Genomic DNA, 17,917 nt, shown 5'->3' with positions numbered 1-17,917 from the left:
AGTAAAAAAAGTTCCGGAAGGGGGAACTTATTTTCCTCCCAGGAATTCTCATGCCCGAGATATCGCAACAGGCTGCCCGCGTGATGAGTGAAGAAGAAGATAGAAAAAAAGATGATATGACGACAATTCAACCCCACGAAGTCAGACCTGGAGCGGTGCAGCCTAACGCTTCCATTTCTCGCAAACTGCGCGAATTCTACGATGCCGTGCAAGAGGAAGGAATTCCGGACCGTTTTCTCGACCTTCTTGAGCGCCTGGAGCAGGCCGAGAGAAACGCAAAGCCGGTGAAAGTAAAATGAGCAAAGAAGACGAGATCGACGATCGCGGCTTCAAGCGCGACCTCCTGGCGTCGCTGCCCAATCTGCGCGCTTTTGCGGTATCCCTGACCGGCCGGCACGACAAAGCCGACGACCTGGTGCAGGACACGATCATGAAGGCCTGGGCCAACCAGTCCAGCTTCACTGCCGGGACCAACATGAGGGCCTGGCTGTTTACGATCCTTCGCAACGAATTCTACAGCCAGATGCGCAAGCGCGGCCGCGAGGTCCAGGACAGCGACGGCCTCTTCAGCGAGCGTTTTTCGGTGCATCCGGAGCAGTATGGCCGCCTCGACCTTCAGGATTTCCGCAAGGCTCTCGACAAGCTGCCCGACGATCAGCGTGAAGCGATCATTCTCGTGGGAGCTGCCGGCTTTGCCTATGAAGAGGCCGCCACGATCTGCGGCTGTGCCGTCGGCACGATCAAGAGCCGTGTCAGCCGGGCCCGTACCCGTCTTCAGGAATTGCTCGGCGTCTCCGGCGAAGGCGACTTCGGTCCCGACCCGGACCACGCCGCAATCACCGCCCGCGCCTTCGGCAGCTGAAAATCAAGCGGTTGATCAACAAGGAAAAGCGGCCCCCGAAACCGGGGGCCGCTTTTTATTATTCGGCCGGTTCGTCAGCATGACGCTTGGCCGGCGCCATCTGTCTCGTCAACAGGAAACCAAGGCCGGCCGCAACCGAAACAAACAGGAGCGGCCGCGACTTTACGATCAACGGCAGTGCCGAAAGTGCCGCGGTTGCCATCAGCGCCTTGCTGCTGTTGGCTGCCGCTGCTTCGCGTTTGCGCCTCGCCTCAGCCCGATTTGCCGTCGCGACCCAGAAATACATAATGAGAGCCAGGACGAGCGCGCCGCCTGCGACGACCAGCAAGGCCATCGGCATGCCCCACAGGCCACCGAGATAGACGGCGAGCGCCGCGACCACCAGCGCATAGGCCGTCAGCAGGAACAGCAGTGCGAAACCATAAAGAATTGCGTTTCGCCTGAACCGGCTCATGAACGCCGCGATGTCGATCGCGGCGAGCGAAGCCAGGAGAGGCCCAAGTCCCGTCATCATCAGCGGCGCGTCATGAGTGCGAACAGGAATCCGACGCCTGCGGCGATCGCGACGGCCTGAATGGGGTTTGTCCGGATCTGACGCTCGAGGTCGCGCTCCAGCGATACGGCCTGTTCGCGGGCGGCCTCCACCATATGCATGGATGCGTCGGCCGCCTCGTGGGCAGCGCGGCGCGCCTTGCCGCGCACTTCGCTTGCCTTCTCGTTGCCGACGGTGGCGACAGAGCGGGCGAGCGAGGCGATGTCCTCCCGAAGCTGCTGCAGCTGCGCTTCGATGTCCTTCGAAGCGGCAGAGTTCTGGCCGTTGCCGCTGCGGGCGAATTCGCTGGTCGGATTGGCAGTGGGCATATTCGATCTCCTCGGTTTATCGGTTCTTTGAAGCACTCAGGCCGCGATCCGGCTTTGCGAAAAATCAAATGACGCAGAAGTGGGTGAGCAGATCGGTCACCGGAATCCGGTCACCCAAGGCCACAGGAATATACCTCTCATCTTCACCCCTCCTCGACAAATACGTGACGAGCGCGCGGCTTTGCGGTCCCGTTTCGGACTGCCCGCGTTGAACGCGGCAGAAACGTGATTGTTCCGAGACAAGGTATGGAGCAGAAGACCTGCCGATGAATCGTAGGATCAGTTCGTGGCGGGCGGCTCCGGCCAGCGAGCGATGCCGCCAGTCCATTCTTCGAAGGCTCGGGAGAGCTTGAGGACGAGCATGTCGTCGAAGCGCGGCCCGACGATCTGCAGGCCGATCGGCATGCCGGATTTCGAGAAGCCGCAGTTGATGGACGAAGCCGGCTGCTCCGACATGTTCCAGGGAACGGTAAAGCCGATATGCTCGAATGGCAGCGCCGGATCGTTAGTGGGTGACGCCCATTCGGCCGGATAGGAAACGATCGGATTGGTAGGCGAGAGGACCGCATCGACGGTTGTAAGCAGTCTGCCGCAGGCCTTGCGCATCTCGATCGTCTGATTGAAGCCGCGCACTGCCTCGACGCCGGAAACAGAAGCGCCTCCTTCCGCCCATTGATAGATATAGGGCAGGATCAAGGCTCTGCGCTCCTCCGGCATCTTCTCGATATCGCCCCAGAAGCGTGAGCGCCAGAAATTGTCGAGCCCATCGAGCATGACGCGGGTCATCACCGGCTCGACCGGGACGACGATGGCGCCCGCCTCCTCGAAACGTTTGGCCGCCGCGACAACCGCATCGCGGACCTCGTCGTCGAGCGGCAGACCGACACCCGCGTCGAGCATCAGCCCGATCCTCATGCCCTTCACATCCAAGTGGAGGTCGAGCCAGTCGAAGGCGTTGGGCGGCAGGCTGGTGCCGTCACGCCAGTCCGGCCGCGAAAGCGTCGCCATGGACATGGCGGCGTCCTCGACCGTTCGGGTCATCGGACCGGCGCAGCGGCCGACGTAATAGGGATCGACCGGGATCCGGCCCTGGCTCGGCTTGAAGCCGAAAAGGCCGGTCCAGCCGGCCGGCAGACGCACCGACCCGCCGATATCCGTGCCGATATGCAAAGGTCCGAAACCGGCCGCACCGGCCGCCGCTGCTCCGGCGCTCGACCCGCCCGGATTTTGTGTCAGATCCCAGGGGTTGCGGCTCAGGTGATGGAAGCTCGAAAGGCCGGAGGAGAGCATGCCGTAGTCCGGACACGTGGTCTTGGCGAAGATCACCGCGCCGTCTTCCCGGCAGCGTGCGGCGATCGGCGCGTCCTCGGCGGCCGGCACGAGTTCCACCGCAGCCGTACCGAGCGGTACCGGCTGGCCCTTGGTGGCGATCAGTTCCTTGAGCGTGACGGGCACGCCGTCGAGGGGACCGAGCGTCTCGCCCTTCATCCATCGTTCGGTGGAGGCGGCGGCCTGGCCGCGCGCGCTGTCCGGATCGTAGAGATAAAGCGCCTGCACATGCGGCTCGAAAGCCGCAATGCGGTCTTCGACCGCCTGCCAATATTCGGAAGGAGAGAGCTTGCTGGCCGCATAGAGGCCCTGCAGCTCGCGGATGGTCAGTTTCAGGAGGTCGTTCATCGCAATATCTTCGTTCTTGAAATCAGGAATTGTCGCGCGGATCGAGAAGGTCCCGCAGCCCGTCGCCCAGCATGTTGAGGCCGAGGACGGCAAGCGCGATGGCAAGGCCCGGCATCAGGGCCAGCCACGGCGCCTGGCCGAGAAACGTCTGGGAGTCGGCAAGCATCCGGCCCCAGGTCGGCGCCGGCGGCGGCATGCCGAGACCGAGAAACGAAAGCCCCGCCTCGGTCAGGATCGCAAGCCCGAGCTGGATCGTCACCTGCACGATGATCTGATTGGAGATGTTCGGCAGCACGTGGACGAGCGTGATCTTGGCTTTCGATCGTCCCATTCCAACCGCCGCGGCCACATAGTCTCTTGTCCAGATCTGCAGCGCCGCGCTCAGCGTCAGCCGGGCAAAGACCGGCACCATAAATACGCCGATCGCGACGATCGCGGTGAACCGGCCGGAGCCGATGAAAGCGCCGAGCATCATGGCTGACAGGATCGGCGGCACGGCAAAGATAATGTCGCAGCCGCGCATGACGATGAGTTCGAGCCAGCTGCGCCGCATGGCCACAACGACGCCGGCCATGGTGCCGATGCTGGCGCCGAGCGCCACGGCAAGAATGGAGGTGGACAGCGAATTCCAGGCGCCGACCATCAGCGCGGAGGCCACGTCGCGGCCGAACTGGTCGGTACCGAGCAAGCCGAATTCGAGCGGCGCCTTGAGCTTGTGGACGATGTTCATCTTGGTCGGCGGCAACGGCGTCCAGACGAGCGAGAGGAGTGCCACGGAAAACAGCCCCAACGAGATGAAAAGCCCGATCAGAAAGACAGGACGGCGAAGCGTTTTCTTCATCGCACACCGGCCCTCAGGCGCGGGTCGATCGCCAGGTAGGCGAGATCGACCACGAAATTCATGAGGATCACCAGGCCTGAGAAAAACAGCACGACATCCTGCATCACCACGATATCCCGCTGGGAAAGCGCCTGATAGGCAAGCCGTCCGAGCCCCGGCAGATTGAAGACGTTTTCCACCAGCACGGCGCCGGCAATCAGGAAGGTGAATTGCAGGCCGAGCATGGTGACGACAGGCACCAGCGCGTTCGGCACCGCATGCCGCCAGATGGCGGTGCCGTCGCTCAGGCCCTTGGCGCGCGCAGTGCGGACGAAATCCTCGTTCATCACTTCAAGCACCGCCGCCCGTGCCACCCGCGTCAGCACACCCGCCTGCGGCAAGGCGAGTGCCACCGCCGGCAGGATGAGAGCCTTGAGGCCGGCGGACAATCCGGCCTCCCAGCCGGGGAAGCCGCCCGCCGGCATCCAGCCAAGCATGGTGGAAAAGAGAATGATGAGGATCAGCCCGACCCAGAAGGCCGGCACCGCAATGCTGATATAGGAGAACAGTCCGGCGGCGAAATCGAAGGCGCCGTTATGCCTGCGGGCCGCCTGCACGCCGAGCGGAACGGCCACGAGAACGGAAATGACGATCGCGATCAGCGCCAGCGGGAGGGTGACGACAAGCCGTTCGGCAATCAGACCGGCGACAGGCACCCCGTAGGTATAGGACTGGCCGAGGTCGCCTTGCAGGACCCCACTAAGCCAGGCGAGGTATCGCACCGGCAGCGGCTGGTCGAGGCCGAGCTGCTTCTGGAGCGCGGCAAGCGTTTCCGGACTGGCCGACGTGCCGAGCATGATCGCCGCCGGATCGCCGGGCAAAAGGTCCATGACCGTGAAGATGATCAGGGAAACGACGAGAAGCGTCACGACGAGGCTGAGAATGCGGCGGATAAGGATGGAGATCATGGGGAGACCTCCTGATTTTGAACGATCCTCATTCCTGTGCTTGTCATAGCGACGAGGGTACGGGAAGCGGTGCGGCAGGCTCCCACCGATCTCCCCCCTTGAGGGGGAGATGTCACTGAAGGTGACAGAGGGGGGTAGCAACGGCGCGGCAAACACGATGGCTCAAGAATATGCTGAGAGGTTACCCCCCTCTGCCCTGCCGGGCATCTCCCCCTCAAAGGGGGAGATCGATATGCCGCACCAACCCCGCTCCAACTCATGATCCAGGCTTCACTCTTCCCAATGAACATCCGTGAGGACGTTCGACGGGATCGGCTCGTTTTCCCAGAGCCCCTTCACCTTGGCGTTCCAGACGCCGAGTTTCGGCATCACGAAGAGGTAGAGCGCCGGCACGTCACTGGCGAGAATGGTCTGCGCCTCGCCGTAGAGCTTTTCCTGCTCGGCAGGGTCCGAGGTCGCCTCCACCTTTTTCAGGACGTCGTTGAAGACCGGGTTCTTGTAGTTGAAGTAGTAGGGATCGCGGGCATAGATATCGATGTCCATCGGTTCGGCATGAGCGACGATCGTCATGTCGTAGTCCGCGGCCTTCAGTACGTCCGCCACCCACTTGGCGGGGAATTCGGTCGTTTCGATATTCATCGTCACGCCGATTTCGGCAAACATCGCCTGCAATATCTGCGAGGTCCGCTGTGCATAAGCCATCTGCGGCGCCTTTATGGTGAAGGTAAATCCATCAGGATAACCGGCCTCCGCAAGCAGCGCTTTCGCCTTTTCCGCGTCATAGGCATAGACGCCGGTCAGATCCTTGTAGCCGCGGTCGTTCGGCGTGTAGTGGCTGCCGATCGGGGTCCCGAAGCCGGACCATGCTCCTTCCACCACGGTCGCGCGATCGACCGCCATCATCAGCGCCTGCCGGACCTTCTTGTCGCTGAACGGTTTGCGCGTGTTGTTCATCCCGGCAACCACCTTGAGTTCGGTATTGCCGATCACGGTCGCAAGCGTCTTGTCGCCTTCGAAGGACTTGATGAGTTCCGGTGCAGCGAATTCCGGAAACGCATCCACATCGCCGGCCTTGAGCGCAGCCGCCTGGGCCTGCGGATCGCTGATGAAGCGGAACAAGGCCGTGTCGAGCTTCAGCGACACGGCCTTGTTCCAGTAGTCGGGATTTCTGGCGAGATCGACCTTCGATCCCTTTGCCCAGCTTACGAACTTGAACGGGCCTGTACCGATCGGAGTCGTCTTGTTCTCAGCCGCTGATCTCGGTTCCACAATGCTGGAGGACGGCCAGCCCAGCCAGTAGAGCAGGCTGCCAGCCGGCTGCTTGAGCTTGAGGACCAGTGTCGATGCATCCGGCGTCTCGATCGTGTCGATCGAAGCGAAATAGCGCTTCTGCGGATTGACGGAATCGGCACCGCGAGCCCGGTCGATCGAAAATCTTGCGACGGAGGAATCGAAGGCAACGCCGTTGTGGAATTTGACGCCCTCGCGCAGCTTGAACGTGTAGGTGAGGCCGTCCGGCGAAATCTGCCAACTCTCGGCAAGCTGCGGCTGCACCTTGCCGGCCTTGTCGATGGTCGTCAGGCCCTCGAAAATGTTCTGCCAGGTCACCTGGCCGATGGCGACCGGTGCGGCAATGGTCGGGTCGAGACCCGCAGGCTCGATCGTCATGCCGACTGTGATTGCAGTTTTGGGCGCCGCTTCAGCGCCGCTTTCCGCAAAGAAAGTACCTGCAGCTACAGCCAGCGCGAATGTCGCGCCTTTCAGCATCGCAGCCGAGCTCAACAACGTAATCCTGCCCATCAATGTCCCCTTTTGGTTCGCGATCCGGCCTGATCGGCACCTGCAGGACCGCTGTTTAACCGGAGTGTGTCATTTCGCAGGTGCACACACAATGCAGATTTTTGTGTTCTCTGTGTAGCCGAAATCGATACACGAAAGCGTTTAGCTCGCCGCTTTGCGGGCCGCCGGCTTGCGGTTGCCGGCGCCCCGCATGAACCCTTCGATGAAATCGATGAGCTTGCCGGCCGCAAAAGAAAGCTGCCGGTCCGGCGCGACGCAGAGATCGATCGGAGTACGCACACCCTTGCCGGCCGCAATCGGTACGGCGACGAGCTGGCCCGCATCGATCTCGCGCTGCACGGCAAGCGCCGGCAGCAGCGTTATCGCGGCGCGGCGCAGCACCAGTTCCTTGAGCATTTCCAATGCCCCGGTGACGAAGACCGGATCGAGCTCCAGCCCGTCCCTGGAAAAGATCTCCTCGAAAGCCTGTCTCGCGCCAAAACTCTTGTCCGGCAGCGCAAGCGGCATCTGGGCGAGATCGCGCAACGTCATTTCCCTGGCTCCGGCCGCCGGGTGATCGGCCGCCATGATGACGTCATAGGTGATTTCGGAGCGCAGCCGCACCTTCACGCCGGATATCTTCGGCGCAAAAAGCGTCACGACGAGATCGGCTTCGGCGGCAGCCAGCGCCTCCACCGCCTCGCGGGCGCTGGTGATCGTCACCTCGAACCTCAGCTTCGGATATTTCAGGCTGAACTCCGCCAGGACCGGCGCAAGGAGATTGGCGACCGTCGCTCCATTGGCATAGATCACCACCCGCCCGCGCTGAAGCCCCTGCAGGTCGTCGATGAGCTGATGCACATGCTCCAGCTCCCGCAGCGTGCGCCCTGCCCTTGCCGCCAGCAGCTCGCCGGCGGCGGTCAGCTTGATGCCGCGATTGCTGCGCTCGACAAGCGGCGTCCCGAAATAATGCTCGAGGTTCTCGATCTGCCGCGACACGGCGGTGGCAGCGACATTGAGGTTCTCTGCCGCCGCCCGCATGGAGTTCGTCCGCACCAGTTCATCGAAATACATAAGCGCGCGAAGCTGCATGCGACCCTTGTCCTGTCAAACCTGCCCTGTCAGCCGCGGCGGAAACCTTCGCTGGCGACAAGCAGCTGGCGGGTATAATCGGCGGAAAACTCGCGCTTTTCCAGCGCTTCGACCGGCATAGTTTCCACCACCTTGCCGGTCTTCATCACCGCCAGCCTTTCGCACATGTGGCTGATGACGCCGAGATCGTGGCTGACCATGACGAAGGTGAGGTTCCGGTCGCGCCGCGCCTGTTCGAGAAGGTTCAGGATTTCCGCCTGGATCGAGGCATCGAGCGCCGAGGTCGGCTCGTCGAGGAGCAGGATCTTCGGCTCCAGGATGAGTGCGCGGGCGATTGCGATGCGCTGCCGCTGGCCGCCGGAAAGCTGGTGCGAATAGCGGAAACGGAAACCCGATCCCAATCCCACCTCGTCGAGCGCCCGGGTGATCCTCGCCTCGATATTGTCGAAACCGTGGATGACGAGGGGTTCCAGCAGCAGGCGGTCCACCGTCTGGCGCGGATGCAGGGAGCCATAGGGATCCTGAAAGACCATCTGGACGGTCTGGTAGAAGTCCTTGTCGCGCCGCCGCCCTGAATAGGAGCGGCCGTTGACCGTAAGCGTGCCTTGGGAAAACGCTGTCAGACCCGAAACGGCCCGCAGCAGCGTCGATTTGCCGGAACCGGACTCGCCGACGATCCCGAAGGACTCGCCCACGCCGACATCCAGGCTGACATGGTCGAGCGCCGGAAAGCCGTCATAGCTGACGAGCATGTCGCGGATGGAAATCGCAGAGGTCATAGCGCCCACTCCCGCTTGCGATCAAGCACCGGCAAGGGGTGCCGGTCGGAGCCGATGGTCGGCAGGCAGTTCAAAAGCCCGCGTGTATAGGGATGTTGCGCATCGGCAAGGTTGGCGGACGGCAGCTCCTCCACGATCTTGCCGACATACATGACGATGACGCGGTCGCAGAAGGAGGAAACGAGCCTCAGATCGTGGGAGATGAAGATCAGCCCCATTCCGCGCTCGGCCACCAGCTTGTCGAGGATCGACAGGACTTCGAGCTGCACGGTGACGTCCAGTGCCGAGGTCGGCTCGTCGGCAATCAGCAGCTCGGGGCCGCAGATCAGCATCATGGCGATCATCGCCCGCTGTCCCATGCCGCCGGAAACCTCGTGCGGATAAAGGCCGAACACCCGTTCCGGATCGCGGATCTGCACCGCCTCCAGCATGGCGAGCGCCCGGCTCTTCGCTTCCGCCGAGCTTACCTTCTCATGGGTCTTGAGAGTTTCGACGATCTGCCGGCCAATCGTCGAAACCGGGTTGAGCGAATATTTCGGGTCCTGCAGGATCATCGCGATCCGCTTGCCCCTGAGCGCCCGGCGCTCGGTCTTCGGCATGGCCAGAAGATCCCGATCCCCAAAGGCGAGCTTCCTTGCGGTGATCTTCGCGTGGCCCGGCGTCAGCCCCATGATGGCGCGGCCTGTCTGCGACTTCCCGGAACCGGATTCGCCGACGATGCCGAGCCGTTCCTTGCCGAGCGTGAAGGAGACGCCGCGCACCGCGTTGACTTCACCGGTACGCGTCGGGAACGTGACGCGAAGATCCTCGACCGTCAGGAGCGGGCTTGGTGATCCGGTCATTGGCCGGCCTCCTTCGGATCCAGCGCGTCGCGCAAGCCGTCGCCCAGAAGGTTGAATCCGAGGCTGACGATCAGGATCGCAAAGCCCGGCATGGCGGCGACCCACCACTGGTCGAGAATAAATCGGCGGCCGGATGCGATCATTGCCCCCCATTCGGGAAGCGGCGGCTGGGCGCCGAGCCCGAGGAAGCCGAGGCCTGCGGCGATCAGGATGATACCCGCCATGTCGAGCGTGACGCGGACGATCAGCGAGGAGAGGCAGAGCGGCATGACGTGACGCAGGACGATGCGGAAGGGCGACGCACCCATCAGCTTCACCGCGGCGATGAACTCGGAATGGCGGAAGGTCAGCGTTTCGGCGCGGGCAATGCGGGCATAGGGCGGCCAGGACGTGACGGCGATGGCGAGGATGGCATTCTCGATGCCGGGGCCGAGGGCCGCCACCAGCGCAAGCGCCAGCACGAGTTTCGGGAACGCAAGGAAGATATCGGTGATGCGCATTAGCACCGCATCGATCCAGCCGCCGGCATAACCGGCAACCGTACCGACGATCAGCCCGATCGGAGCCGCGATGACCGCCACCAGCACGACCACGAGCAGAGTCAACCGGGAGCCGTGGATGAGACGCGAGAGGATGTCGCGCCCCTGGTCGTCGGTTCCGAGCAGATAGCCTGCTGTTCCAGGCGGCAGCAGGCGTGCATTGCGCAGGTCCCCCTGCACCGGATTGTAAGGCGCCAGCACGTCAGCCAAGGCCGCGACCACAAGCAGAAGGATGAGGATGCCGAGCCCCACCAATGCCAGCCGGTTTTCCGCAAACCGCCGCCAGACGATATAGGCACGTCCGAGCCGCGCCTGCTTGCGCGAGGTCGGGCGGTCGGAGAGCAGCCATTCGCGGCTATAGGGTCTCGTTTCGGGTTCCACGATGCTCATCGGTTGCGAGTCCTCGGGTCAAGCGTGCGGTAGAGGAGATCGGAGAAGATGTTGATGCCGACGAAGACCGACCCGATGATCAGGGTGCCGCCGAGCACCGCGTTCATGTCCGCATTCTGCAGCGAATTGGTGATGTAAAGGCCGAGCCCCGGCCACGAGAAGATGGTTTCAGTCAACACCGAACCCTCCAGCAGGTTGGCGTAGGAAAGGGCGATCACGGTCACCAGCGGCACCGCTGCGTTTCTCAGCGCGTGAAACCAGATGATGCGGGCCTCGGAAAGCCCCTTCGCCCGCGCGGCCACGACATACTCCTGCGAAAGCTCGTTCAGCATGAAGGAGCGGGTCATGCGGCTGATATAGGCGAGCGAGAAATAACCGAGCAGCGATGCCGGCAGGATGACATGCCGGAACACGTCCCAGAACACATCCCATTGTCCCTGCCAGGCTGCATCCAGAAGGTAGAAGCCGGTGATCGGCGTGAAGGTATATTCGTAGACGATGTCGATGCGGCCCGGATAGGCAACCCAGTTCAGTCGCGCATAGAACAGCACCAGCGACAGGAGCCCGAGCCAGAAGATCGGCACCGAGTAGCCGATCAGTCCGATCACCCGCACCACCTGGTCGGCGATGCTGCCGCGCTTGACGGCGGCCAGCACTCCGAGAGGAACGCCAAGCAAGGCTCCGATTAGCGTACCGATCGTTGCAAGTTCGATCGTCGCCGGGAAAACCCTCGCGATATCCGTCATCACCGGATTGGTGGTCAGCACGGACGTGCCGAAATCGCCCGAAAGGGCCTGTTTCACATAGAGGTAGAACTGCTGGTAGAGCGGCAGGTTGAGCCCCAGCTCCTCCCGCACGCGCTCGACCACATGGGCAGGCGCGCGATCGCCCACAATGGCGAGCGCCGGATCGATCGGCACGACGCGGCCGATGAAGAAGGTGACGGCCAGGAGACCAAAAAAGGTGGTGACCGCGGTGACCACGAAACGCAGCACGGCGGTCAGCAACGACGAGGCACGGCGCCTGTTGCGCCGTGTCGCGATTGTCGAATCGGTGAGGGTCAAGGAACCGGCCCTTCCGGTTATTCCTTGGAGACCGTATAGACGAAGTTGGTATCGAAGCTCGGGCCCAGCTTGAAGTTCTTGAGCTTGGAGGAATAACCCGCGACTTCCGTCTGCTGGAAAACGATCACGAACGGGCTCTGGGCCAGCACCTTTTTCTGCAGATCCTCGTAGGTCGCGGCACGCTTTGCGCTATCTTTCTCGAGCAGCGCGCCCTTTGAGGCGTCGCTCAACTCCTTCGGCACGTCCCAGGCATTGCGCCATGCGAGCGTCTTGTTCTTGCCTTGGTCGGAATTGTCCAGGTTGATCGTAAAGGTCTCCGCATTCGAGTTCGGGTCGAAATAGTCCGAGCCCCACTGACCGATATAGATGTCGTGCTGGCGGGCGCGATACTTGGTCAGCGTCTGCTTGCCGTCGCCGGGGATGATGTCCATCTTGATCCCCGCCTGGGCGAGCGTCTGCTGCACGCTTTCGGCAATCCCGGTAACCGGCTGGGTGTTGCGGACATCCATGGTGACGGTGAAGCCGTCCTTCAGGCCCGCCTTCGCCAGCAGCTCCTTGGCCTTGGCGACGTCCAGCTTGTACGGATTTTCGTTAAGCGCCCCAAGCTGTCCCTTCGGCAGGAAGGTCTGATGGATTTCGCCGATGCCCTTGATCAGCGTGGCGCCGATCGCATCGTAGTCGACCAGATATTTGATCGCCTCGACCACTTCCGGCTTGGCAAGGTTGGGATTCTTCTGGTTAAGGCTGAAATAGTACAGCGTGCCCTTCGGAGCCGAGGTCGTGGAGATGCCTTGCTTCTTGGTAACCGCATCGAGGTCGCCCGGCTCGAGGTTGCGCGCAATGTCGATGTCACCGTTTTCAAGTGCCAGCCGCTGGCCCGCGCTTTCCTTCATATGGCGATAGATCACCCGCTTCAGCTTCGGCTTCTCGCCGAAGTAATTCGGGTTGGCTTCCATGATCACCGCCTCGTTGGCGCGCCATGCAAGCACCTTGTAAGGTCCCGAACCGGCATAACCGGTCTTCAGGAATTCGTTGCCGAAATCGGTATCGTATTTGTATTCGGCGCTGGGCGTGACCTTCTTGGCCTTTTCCATCACGACCTTCTTGTCGACAATGGACGCAACCGTCGCGGTCAGCACGTTCAGCACGAAGCTCGGTGCATAGGGCTTGTCAACCACGAACACGAAGGTGTTCGGGTCGGATGCCTTCGCTTTTTCGGCCACGTTGTCGCCGGTCAGGCCGAACTGGGTGAGAAGGAATGCCGGCGACTTGTCGAGCTTGACGGCACGCTCGAACGAGAAGGCGACGTCGTCCGCCGTGATCGGGTTGCCGGACGCGAATTTCAGGCCCGACTTGAGCTTGAAGGTATAGGTGAGCCCGTCGTCGGAAACGGTCCAGCTGTCGGCGAGTTCGCCGACCACCTTCGACGTGTCGCTCGGATCGAGCATGACGAGCTTGCTGTAGCTGTTGGCGGTCACTTCCGCGGTCGACAGTTCGAAGGCTTCGCCGGGGTCAAGGCTGATGATGTCGTCGATCGCGAAGCCTTCGACCAGCGTGTCGGCGGGCGTCACCGCGAAGGCCTGCGGTGCGGCCATCAGCAATACGGAAAGGGCAGCGCCGGTCGTAAGCACGCGAAGGCTTTTGTTCAGCGAATGAATCATGGTCGTTGTTCCCTGTTTTTCCTTTTTTGGACCCCTGGAGAAGCAACCTATTCGTGCCAGGCCTTCCCCAAAACTCTCAGCCAGTTTTCCCGGCACATCTTTATGAGTTCGTCGTCAGCGTATCCCTCAGTTTTGAGGGCCGCAACCAGATTCTGATTGCCCGCAGCATCCTGAATCTCTTCGGGAATCGACGCTCCGTCGAAGTCCGAGCCAAGTGCCACGTGATCGATGCCCATGCGGTCGACAAGGTGGTTCACATGACGCACCATGTCGGAAAGCGGCGTCGATACATTGTCGCGCCCGTCGGGGCGCAACATCGTGACCGCATAGTTGAGCCCCACCAGGCCGCCGCTCTCCTTGATCGCGTCGAGCTGCTTGTCCGTCAGGTTGCGGGCGACCGGCGTCAGCGCATAAGCGTTGGAATGGCTGGCGATCAGCGGCTGGTCGGTGGTCCTCGCCACATCCCAGAAGCCCTTTTCGGTGATATGCGCAAGATCGATGAGGATGCCGAGCCTGTTGCAGGCCCTGACGAGTTCAAAGCCGAGATCGGTAAGCCCCGGGCCGGTGTCGGGCGACATCGGATAAGCGAAAGGTACGCCGTGCCCGAAGATGTTGTGCCGGCTCCAGACGGGTCCGAGCGAGCGCAGGCCGGCGGCGTAGAAAACCTCCAGATTGTCGAGGTCGGGATCGATCGCCTCGCAGCCTTCCATATGCATGACGGCGGCAAAGATGCCGTCCTCCATTGCCTGACGGATTTGGGCGGACGAACGGCACAGGCGCCACGCTCCCGCACGATCGAGACGGAGCGCAATCGCGGCCTTCTCCAGCGCGATCGCCAGCGAAGGAAGGTGATCGAGCGGCGCGGAAAGCGGCGTTTCGTAGCGGCCGTTAGCGTCGGGCTCCTTGAGAACGAGGTCACCTGACGGAATATAGATGGCGCAAAGCCCGCCCGCGAGGCCGCCGGCCTTGGCGCGGGGGCCGTCGATATGGCCGCTGGGCGTACCGTTCATGAACTCGGAGACCGGGTCGCCACCCGCCTTCATGGTTCGCCAGAGGCGTAGAAGCACGTCGTTATGGCCATCGAACACCAGTTCCATGAAGCTATTCCCGATTTTGTGAGAATCCCGCGGTGAGTGATCTGTCGATCCTATTCAGACATCAGCCTTTCGCAAGGCACAAAACGCCTCAGGCGGTCCAGATCCCCTCGCCCGCCTTCTTCAGCATCGGCGTCCTGAAGACCCCGACGACGCGCGGGCGCCATTGAGGGCCGAAGCCGTCGAGCCGGTCCTGCCAGCGCTCCGATTGCAGCATGGCGGCACCGACTGCCACCGGCTCGATCCCGAGCGATGCCATCAGGGAAAGGCCGGAGACGATCGACGCGCCGCTTGATATCACGTCGTCCACCAGGGCGACGCGCTTTCCTTCAATGAGCGGCAGCATGCGCGGATCGACGTAAAGCCGCTTCTGCTGTTCGGGCGTCGTGATCGAGGATAGCGGCACCGACAGGCCTTCGTCGTACCAGAACTTCTTCGAGGTCCCGAGCGGCACATAGCGGGCGAAACCGAGAGACCGGGCGACGGCCGCCGCCAGTGTCAACCCGAGCGTCGGCAGGCCGACGACTACCTCCGGCCGATGCGCCGCAAGCTTCGGAGCAAGATCTGCGGCAAGCGCGTCCTGAACGTCGAAGCTGGCCTGGTTGATGATCAGCGACGCCAGCGCATGCTCCCCATCGGCGAGAGGACGGATCGGCAGCCTGATCTGGCGGCCGTCGTCGAGCGTGGCGGGAAAAAAGCCGGAGAACGGTCCACCACGATCGAATGTGCCCGCCGGGTGGACGTCCTGCCAGAAATCGTGCGGCTGCATGCGCGTTTCCTATTCGAGCACTTCGAGGATCGGCGATTCCATGAGCGTGCCGGTGGCGACATCGGCAATGCCGCGATCGGTCTGATGCGGACCTGCATTGCAGGCAAGCGTCGCGCCGAAACAGGCTTTGAAGATTAGGTAGGGCGGCTGCCAGTCCACCACGCGGTCCATGGCCGCGCGGATTTTCTCAAAGCTCGCGGAAACCTCCTGCATCGAGGCCTGCGAGACGAGGCCGGAAAGCGGAAGAGGCAGCAAGGCTTCGATCTTTCCGCCGATTGCCACCGCCATTCCGCCGCCCGCGGTTATCACCGCATTGGCGGCCGCCGCCATGTCGGCGGGATCGGACCCGAAGACGGTGAGGTTGTGGCTGTCATGGGCGAGCGTGGTTGCGAAAGCGCCCTTCCATTTGCCCCAGCCGGTGAGGAACCCAAGACGGGTGCGGCTGTCGGCGCGGCCGTGGCGGTGGGTCACGGCGATCAACGTCGCGCCCTCCGGGGGTACCACATAGCCGTCGACGACATCCGCATCCGTCTGCCCCCAGTTCGTGAAACGCGGGCGATCGATGGTCGCGAGCCGCACCTTCCTGCCCGTCGCGGGAAGCCTGAAATCCTCGGCCTGGAGGGGCTCAAGCTTGACCGAGTCGCGAAGCAGCGACGGGTCGGCGGCAAACAGATCGATCGTCATGGCCCCGGCCCGCGCGGCCAAGGTGCCGCTTGCAAAGACCTGGCGCGCGCGGAAATCCTTGAGATCCTCGAACAGCACGATGTCTGCCCGCCGACCGGCGGCGATGAGGCCGAGGTCGGCACGACCAATCCTGACGGAACCGTTCAAGGTGGCCGCCTGCAACGCCCATTCCGGTTTCATCCCATAGCGGACGAGCCGGCGCACCACATCGTCGAGACCGCCGTTCTTGGCGAGATCGTCCGGAAAGACATCATCCGTCGCGAGCGTCACGGTCTGCGGCAGCTGGCCGAGTCCATTGAGCGCCTGGACGAATTCCGGCAGCAGGTGGTCATGCGAGCCGCGCAGCTCGATTGTAAGGCCTGCGCGCAGTTTGGCGATCAGATCCTCGCCCGAGACGAGCTCGTGGTCGGAGGTCACGCCTGCCGTCATGAATGCCTGGAGATCCGGTCCCGCGAGGCCGCGCGCATGGCCGCAAACGAGTTTCTCCGAGGTCAGCGCGGTTTGCACGATGGCACTGATGCGAGGTTCGCGGTCGATGACGCCGCGCATGTTCATCACCTCGGCAAGCCCGGCGATCTTCGGCCAGAAAAGCATCTCCTCGATGGCCGAGACGTCGAAATCGGCTCCTGCCACCTCGAAACCGGGAGCGGAAGGGACCGAAGACGGTGCCAGCACGACGGCCCGAAGCGGCAGCAGCTTGACCGAATCCAGCGCCCAGCCGACCCCGTCGATGCCGTGCACATTGCCGAATTCGTGGGGATCCCAGACGACTGTCGTGACGCCGCGCGGCAGGACGGTGCCGGCATAGGTCGCAGGCGTCACCATCGAACTCTCGATGTGCATATGGGTATCGATGAGGCCTGGCGAAATGAAGGTGCCGGACGCATCGACGATCTCAGCCGCATCGGACCGGCTGCCGGCCTCATGAACGCTGGCGATCAACGGGCCGATGATGCCGATGTCGGCAGGGCGTAGCTCGCCGGTCACCACGTCGACCAGGGTACCGCCGGTTATCAGGATGTCGAACGGACCGTCGCCTCGCGCGGCCGCCACCGCGCGGTCGCGCAACCCGGGCTCTGTAAACTCCTGTACGGTCGCTATGATGCTCTTCACCAGCTTGCCTCCGCGCGCAATGTTTCGAGGATAACGGTTCTTGCCTTCTCGACGTCGATCTCGACGCCGAAGGCTGCATTGAATTCCCCACGGCCGGCCCGCGTCTCGATGACGGTGCGTCCGCGCGTGAATGTTCCCGCAAGCTCCACGTCGAGGCGAGCCTTTCGCCAGATGACTTGTTCGGGATGAGCGAAGGCGACCGCCGCCACTGCATCGTAGAGTGGCATGGCCGGGCGGCCCCGGCTCGTGGCAATGGCGACGAACCCGGCGAGCAGATCGGCGAGCAGCGCCGCATTGCGCCCTCCCGCAGCTCGGATCGGCGCCACGTCCTCGGGCGCACAGAGAACCTGGCGACAGAGATCGAGATCGATCATCCGGAACGGGATCCCGTGCGCCAAAAGGATTGCCAGCGCTTCGGGATCGGCGAAGGCGTTGAATTCGGCGGAAGCCGTGTGATTGCCGGAAGTCACCCCACCGCCCATCCAGGTGAGATCGGTGATCCTGTCGGCTAGATCCGGCCGGGCAAGCGCCACGGCGGCGATATTGGTAAGCGGGCCGAGTGCCAGGACGCGCCGTTCTCCCTCATCCTTCTCCAGCCAGGCGCAAAGCGCTTTAAAGGCATCGTTGTGGAAGGTATCGGCGAACTCGGGAAGGTGGAGACCAGTCGTCGGCATGCCGGCATCGCCCAGAACGTTGGCCGCCGTTTCCAGCCGGCCAAGTGCGGGAGCGGCGCGTCCGGCATGAATTGGGAACGGCCAGACGAAGGCTGACGCTGCGCCGGCGGCGTTGTGGCGGACACGCTCCAGCGGCGCATTGCCGAAGACGAGCGAAACACCGTCGATCGCAAGTCCCGCATGCGCAGCCACCATGACCGCTGCTATGTCGTCGAAGCCCATGTCGGTATCGATCCAGATGCCCATGTC

General features: G+C 62.7%; 18 protein-coding genes. 2 read left to right on the top strand and 16 right to left on the bottom strand.

The features are described 5' to 3' along the window. Positions 1–116 precede the first annotated feature (116 nt). Together C5L12_RS08120 and C5L12_RS08115 are read left to right on the top strand one after the other, a co-directional pair. Positions 117–299 (top strand): NepR family anti-sigma factor, encoded by a 183-nt coding sequence (locus tag C5L12_RS08120; RefSeq protein ID WP_105371591.1) that lies wholly within the window; start codon positions 117–119, stop codon positions 297–299. Beyond that, entirely contained in the window at positions 296–862 is a 567-nt protein-coding gene (locus C5L12_RS08115) for an RNA polymerase sigma factor (protein WP_105371519.1), read from the top strand. The genes C5L12_RS08120 and C5L12_RS08115 overlap by 4 nt, the downstream gene beginning before the upstream one ends. A 58-nt stretch (positions 863–920) precedes the next feature. On the opposite strand, the gene C5L12_RS08110 is transcribed toward C5L12_RS08115, so the two are convergent. From C5L12_RS08110 to C5L12_RS08035, 16 genes are all read right to left on the bottom strand, one after another. Next, positions 921–1,376: a hypothetical protein gene (locus C5L12_RS08110; RefSeq protein ID WP_105371518.1), complete on the bottom strand. Its 456-nt coding sequence runs from the start codon at positions 1,374–1,376 to the stop codon at positions 921–923. After that, positions 1,376–1,723, bottom strand: a complete 348-nt coding sequence (locus tag C5L12_RS08105; RefSeq protein WP_105371517.1) for an ElaB/YgaM/YqjD family protein — start codon at positions 1,721–1,723, stop codon at positions 1,376–1,378. Before C5L12_RS08105 ends, C5L12_RS08110 begins: the two co-directional genes overlap by 1 nt. Positions 1,724–2,002: 279 nt before the next feature. Continuing rightward, the gene (locus C5L12_RS08100; RefSeq protein WP_105371516.1) at positions 2,003–3,400 is read right to left on the bottom strand and encodes an amidase; all 1,398 of its coding nucleotides are present in this window, start codon (positions 3,398–3,400) and stop codon (positions 2,003–2,005) included. Between the two features lie 22 nt (positions 3,401–3,422). Then, entirely contained in the window at positions 3,423–4,241 is an 819-nt protein-coding gene (locus C5L12_RS08095; protein ID WP_105371515.1) for an ABC transporter permease, read from the bottom strand. After that, on the bottom strand, positions 4,238–5,188 hold the full coding sequence (locus tag C5L12_RS08090; protein WP_105371514.1) for an ABC transporter permease: 951 nt from the start codon (positions 5,186–5,188) through the stop codon (positions 4,238–4,240). The genes C5L12_RS08095 and C5L12_RS08090 overlap by 4 nt, the downstream gene beginning before the upstream one ends. 270 nt (positions 5,189–5,458) lie before the next feature. Next, on the bottom strand, positions 5,459–6,988 hold the full coding sequence (locus tag C5L12_RS08085) for an ABC transporter substrate-binding protein (protein WP_105371513.1): 1,530 nt from the start codon (positions 6,986–6,988) through the stop codon (positions 5,459–5,461). Between the two features lie 141 nt (positions 6,989–7,129). Continuing rightward, positions 7,130–8,059, bottom strand: coding sequence for a LysR family transcriptional regulator (locus C5L12_RS08080; protein WP_105371512.1), 930 nt, complete (start codon positions 8,057–8,059; stop codon positions 7,130–7,132). 29 nt (positions 8,060–8,088) lie between these two features. Continuing rightward, positions 8,089–8,838, bottom strand: coding sequence for an ABC transporter ATP-binding protein (locus tag C5L12_RS08075; RefSeq protein WP_105371511.1), 750 nt, complete (start codon positions 8,836–8,838; stop codon positions 8,089–8,091). Then, on the bottom strand, positions 8,835–9,680 hold the full coding sequence (locus C5L12_RS08070) for an ABC transporter ATP-binding protein (RefSeq protein ID WP_105371510.1): 846 nt from the start codon (positions 9,678–9,680) through the stop codon (positions 8,835–8,837). The genes C5L12_RS08075 and C5L12_RS08070 overlap by 4 nt, the downstream gene beginning before the upstream one ends. Beyond that, the gene (locus C5L12_RS08065; protein WP_105371509.1) at positions 9,677–10,609 is read right to left on the bottom strand and encodes an ABC transporter permease; all 933 of its coding nucleotides are present in this window, start codon (positions 10,607–10,609) and stop codon (positions 9,677–9,679) included. Before C5L12_RS08065 ends, C5L12_RS08070 begins: the two co-directional genes overlap by 4 nt. Continuing rightward, positions 10,606–11,652, bottom strand: coding sequence for an ABC transporter permease (locus C5L12_RS08060; protein ID WP_425350758.1), 1,047 nt, complete (start codon positions 11,650–11,652; stop codon positions 10,606–10,608). The genes C5L12_RS08065 and C5L12_RS08060 overlap by 4 nt, the downstream gene beginning before the upstream one ends. Before the next feature lie 38 nt (positions 11,653–11,690). Continuing rightward, positions 11,691–13,334: an ABC transporter substrate-binding protein gene (locus tag C5L12_RS08055; protein ID WP_105371507.1), complete on the bottom strand. Its 1,644-nt coding sequence runs from the start codon at positions 13,332–13,334 to the stop codon at positions 11,691–11,693. A gap of 47 nt (positions 13,335–13,381) precedes the next feature. Then, entirely contained in the window at positions 13,382–14,431 is a 1,050-nt protein-coding gene (locus tag C5L12_RS08050) for a dipeptidase (protein WP_105371506.1), read from the bottom strand. Positions 14,432–14,519: 88 nt separating this feature from the next. After that, positions 14,520–15,197 (bottom strand): phosphoribosyltransferase, encoded by a 678-nt coding sequence (locus C5L12_RS08045; RefSeq protein ID WP_105371505.1) that lies wholly within the window; start codon positions 15,195–15,197, stop codon positions 14,520–14,522. Positions 15,198–15,206: 9 nt separating this feature from the next. Continuing rightward, positions 15,207–16,994, bottom strand: coding sequence for an adenine deaminase (locus tag C5L12_RS08040; protein ID WP_165924126.1), 1,788 nt, complete (start codon positions 16,992–16,994; stop codon positions 15,207–15,209). Next, positions 16,991–17,914 carry a nucleoside hydrolase gene (locus tag C5L12_RS08035; RefSeq protein ID WP_105371504.1) on the bottom strand — a complete coding sequence of 308 codons (924 nt, stop codon included), beginning with the start codon at positions 17,912–17,914 and terminating at the stop codon, positions 16,991–16,993. Before C5L12_RS08035 ends, C5L12_RS08040 begins: the two co-directional genes overlap by 4 nt. Between the last annotated feature and the right edge of the window lie 3 nt (positions 17,915–17,917).

It is taken from the genome of Neorhizobium huautlense (assembly GCF_002968575.1).
In the GTDB taxonomy this organism is placed as follows: domain Bacteria; phylum Pseudomonadota; class Alphaproteobacteria; order Rhizobiales; family Rhizobiaceae; genus Neorhizobium; species Neorhizobium huautlense.
This window is presented reverse-complemented; position numbering and strand designations above follow the sequence as displayed.